We start from the raw sequence: 3973 nt of genomic DNA on the forward strand, positions 1-3973 counted from the left end.
GCGAGCGAGTGACCCTCCGAACCGTCGAAACCGAAGACATCCCGTTTATCCAGCGTGCGGCCGCGAATCCCGAACTCCGGTACACGCTCGGCAATCCGGTCATGAACCGCGAGCAGTACGAGATATCCGACGAGCGAAACGCCCCCGACCAGTTTCTCGTCTGTCTCGAATCCGACGAGGCCGACGCAGTCGAACCCGACGAGGCCGACGCAGTCGAACCCGACGAGGCCGACATCACGAGAATTGGACAGGTGAGCGTCGCCGACGCGCACTACAAGCGCCCGGAACTCGGCTACTGGCTGATTCCGGAGGTCCACGGCGAAGGCTACGGAAAAGAGGCCGTCTCGCTCGTCATCGACTACGTCTTTCGGACCCACGATACACCCGCGGTCGGCGCGGGCGTGTTCGACTTCAACGACGCCTCTCGCGGCCTTTTGGAGTCGCTCGGGTTCGTCGAAGAGGGTCGACAGCGGAAACTCATGTACGTCGATGGCGCGCACCGTGATTTGATTCGGTACGGGTTGCTTCGGGAGAAGTGGCGGACTGAGGATTGAGCGCAGATTTTAGAGCTTTTCCAGTAATCGCCCGTAGAAACTCGTCTCGCTCTCTCCGGCCAACTTCTCGACAATCAACTCGGGTGTCGACCGCGCGAGGCGGTCCTTGACGGGTGAGCGGTTCACGACGAGTTCGCCGTTTTCGAGACCGACGGCTTCGATACCGTCGACTGCGACCGCAACGTCCGCGGCCTCGCGGATGCCGCCCGCGAGGTGCGAGACGAACACGGCGGCCGCGCCCTGCTCGGCGAGTTCTTCGAGGATACCGGCGATAATCTTCGCCGACGCGCCGGGTTCGGTGATGCTCTCTAACTCGTCGACGAGGACGAGTCGGTCGGCCGCGCCGTCGGTGAGCGCGGCGAAGTCGCGGAGCGTGCTCTCGAAGGCTCCGGCGTCGAGTGTCCCCTGCGACTTGGCGTAGTAGTGAAGTTCGGAGAATCGCGAGAGTTGGACCGATTCGGCGGGAACGGGCAGTCCCATGTGGGCGAGGACAACCACGAGACCCACGAGGTCGAGCGTCGATGTCTTCCCCCCGCTGTTGACGCCCGAGAGAAGCGTGACGCCCGAAACCTCGTAATTGACGGGGTCAACGTCCTCGAAATCCACGTCTAAAAGCGGCGAGCGGCCGGTCTCGATGGTGAAGGTACCGGGACCGTCGTCGCCCGCGTGCCCGGTGAACTCGGGGAAGACGCAGTCGAAGTCGCGGGCGAACCGGGAGACTGCGAGTCGAACGTCGAGTTCGAGGGCGTCGCGGACTAGCGTCTCGACCGGCTCTCTGAGGTCGCCGAGGTCCGAGGCGAGGTCGGCTTTCAGCTTCGCGGCGCGACGGTCGCGGGCGGCCTTCAGTTCGGTTCGAAGGCGGCCAACCGCGTCCTCGTCGTGACCGAGCGGGAACGACGGGTCTTCGGGAAAGATACGCTCCGTGAGGGCGGCCTCGCTCGGCCGGAGCGAGAGAGCGTCGACGAAGTGGTCACGGGCGGCCGCGAGCGCCTCGTCGAACTCGTCTTCGAGTTCCCGCGAGAGCAACGAGTCGACGCGAGCGCCCTGCTCGACGAGAGAAAGGAAGTCGGTTCCCTCGATGGTCACGTCGCGCTCGCGAATCACGTCGCGAAGGTGGTCGTTAGCGACCGATTCGGCTGTTGAGACGGCTGTGTCGATGTCATCGACGGCATTGGAGAGCCGGACGAGTTCGTCGTCGCCGACGATGGTTCCGTCGTCGTCGAGTCGGGACAGTGCGTCTCGGAGTGCAGTCACGTCGCACGGCGGGTCGATAGCCGCGACTTCGTGGACCTCGGCGGCCGCTTCGAGCGCCTCGCGGTTCTCGGCGAAGAACGCGAGCAATCGCTCGGGGACAACTTCGTCAGTACGGTCGGCGGCGTCGGGGAGAACGCGCACGTCGCCTTCGACGTCGATACCGGCGAACGACTCGTCGAGGACGACGACCGTCGAGTACGACCGCGCGAGTTCGCTGATGTCTCGGGCGTTTTCGACGACCTCGATAGAGAGTTCGGGAAACGCCTCCTTGGCCGCGGCGTACCGTTCCGCGTCGGCGGTCGCGATACATCGCTCGCGGATACGACGCGGCTTCGGGTCCGAAAGCGATTCGACGCCCGAAAGCGCCGCGAGCACGTCGGGGTCGGGTTCGAGGTCGGTCGCAGCGGTGGCGAACGCCCGAACTTCCTCGATACGCGAGGCCGACCCGGTCGGAAAGAGCGTCTCCAGTCGCTTTTCGGCGTAGGTAGTGACGGTTCGGGCTTGGAGGAGACCGAGTGCGTCGCGGTAAATCTCCGAGGCGCGGTCGGTCGCGAGGAACCCGCCGGGGTCGTCGTGGCCCCGTCGAATCGCACCGCGCGCGATGGCCGCCGCTCTCCCTTCCGTGAGTCCCGGCGCTCGCGCGAGCGCCGCCACGTCGCCGTCGGTAAGCGCCCGTTCGGCGTCGTCGAGTTCCGCGAGCGCTGCAGCGGTTTTCTCACCGACGCCCGGGATGGTCTCGAAGTCCATTCGGCCGGACCTATCGCGGCATAGGACAAAAAGTCGCGGGGTGGAAACTGCGGGACGACGTGGTGTGCGAAAGCTGGAAGCGCGCCGCAGTCGGCCCTTCGCGGTTGTTCGGGCCGGGGACGAGGGGCTTTTGACCGTCCACCGGAAAGGGAGGCCATGAGCGAGCGAGACGTCGCGGCGAAGGCTGACGCAGTACGCGCGGAACTCGCGGAACGCGAGAGCGTCCTCGTCGCCTTCTCCGGCGGCGTGGACTCCAGTGTGGTCGCCGCACTCGCCCACGACGCACTCGGCGAGAAGGCGGTCGCCTGTACCGCGAAAAGCGAAACCCTCCCCGAAGCCGAGTTGGCGGATGCAAAGCGCGTCGCCGACGAAATCGGCATCGAATTCGTGACCGTCGAATTCTCCGAACTCGATAATCCGGACTTCGTCGTCAACGACGACGACCGCTGTTATCACTGCCGGACGATGCGCCTCGGGCGGATGTACGACGCCGCCCGCGAGCGCGGCATCGAGACGGTCTGTGACGGGACGAACGCCTCAGACCCTGGCGAGGGACACCGACCCGGACTCCGTGCCGTCGAGGAGTTAGAAGTCTTCTCGCCGCTTCTCGCACACGACATCACGAAAGGCGAGGTTCGCGCAATCGCCGACGAGTACGGCCTCTCTGTCGCCGACAAACCGTCGATGGCCTGTCTCTCCTCTCGCATCCCGACCGGTCTCGAAGTTACTGAAGAACGGCTCTCGCGGGTCGAACGCGCCGAGACGATTCTCCGGACGTGGGGCTTCGAACAGTTCCGCGTCCGCGACCACGACGGGCTTGCCCGAATCGAAGTCGCGCCGGAGGAGTTGGACTATGCCCTCGACGCCGACTTCGTCCGCGCCGCTCGTGACCACCTGAAAGACGCCGGCTTCGACCACGTGACCCTCGACCTGCACGGCTACCGAACCGGGAGCGTCAGCCCCGCCGCGGAGGACGACACAGCAGAAGAGGGTGCGGCAGACGACGGAGACGGGGACTTCCTCGTCGACGACGTGTTCGCGCAGGACTACCCAACGCGGAAATAGTCGGCCCGGCCCGGAGGTAGCCGGCCCGACCCGGAGGTAGCCGACCCGACCCAGAGATAGTCGACCCGACCCAGAGATAGTCGGCCGCGTTATACTGTGAGAAAGCGCGTCTCGTTTTCTGCGACGACGTGGATACGTGGTTCGTCGTCCTCGACGGCTTCGACTTCGACTTCGCACAGACTGCCATTGTCGAGGGATTGCGACAGCATCGCCTCGACGATATCGAGTCCTTTTATCTCGCCGAGTGAGAGCCGAATCGGCGCGCCGTGTGTGACGACGAGCACCGTTTCGTCGGACGAAAGCGAGTCTGCAAGCCCCTCGTGTGCGTTGAGGACGCGCCGACGAACTTCGAC

4 protein-coding genes are annotated in these 3973 nt (G+C 65.1%); 2 read left to right on the forward strand and 2 right to left on the reverse strand.

The window, feature by feature from the left end:
* A partial coding sequence (locus QT222_RS04960) for a GNAT family N-acetyltransferase (protein ID WP_491476501.1) occupies window positions 1-554 on the forward strand: 554 nt, incomplete at its 5' end.
* Between the two features lie 9 nt (window positions 555-563).
* On the opposite strand, the gene QT222_RS04965 is transcribed toward QT222_RS04960, so the two are convergent.
* On the reverse strand, window positions 564-2555 hold the full coding sequence (locus QT222_RS04965; protein ID WP_491476502.1) for a MutS-related protein: 1992 nt from the start codon (window positions 2553-2555) through the stop codon (window positions 564-566).
* Between the two features lie 156 nt (window positions 2556-2711).
* Between QT222_RS04965 and larE the strand changes: the two genes are divergently transcribed.
* On the forward strand, window positions 2712-3620 hold the full coding sequence (larE, locus tag QT222_RS04970) for an ATP-dependent sacrificial sulfur transferase LarE (RefSeq protein WP_491476503.1): 909 nt from the start codon (window positions 2712-2714) through the stop codon (window positions 3618-3620).
* A gap of 89 nt (window positions 3621-3709) precedes the next feature.
* Here larE and QT222_RS04975 read toward each other — a convergent pair.
* Window positions 3710-3973: histidine phosphatase family protein (locus QT222_RS04975; protein WP_491476504.1), on the reverse strand; the 264-nt coding region annotated here is incomplete at its 5' end.

The sequence above is a fragment of the Haloferax sp. s1 genome (assembly GCF_058382125.1).

Coding starts and splice junctions, on each gene's coding strand:
- QT222_RS04965 (WP_491476502.1), bottom strand. CDS start 2,555: ATGGACTTCGAGACCATCCCGGGCGTCGGTGAGAAAACCGCTGCAGCG.
- larE (WP_491476503.1), top strand. CDS start 2,712: ATGAGCGAGCGAGACGTCGCGGCGAAGGCTGACGCAGTACGCGCGGAA.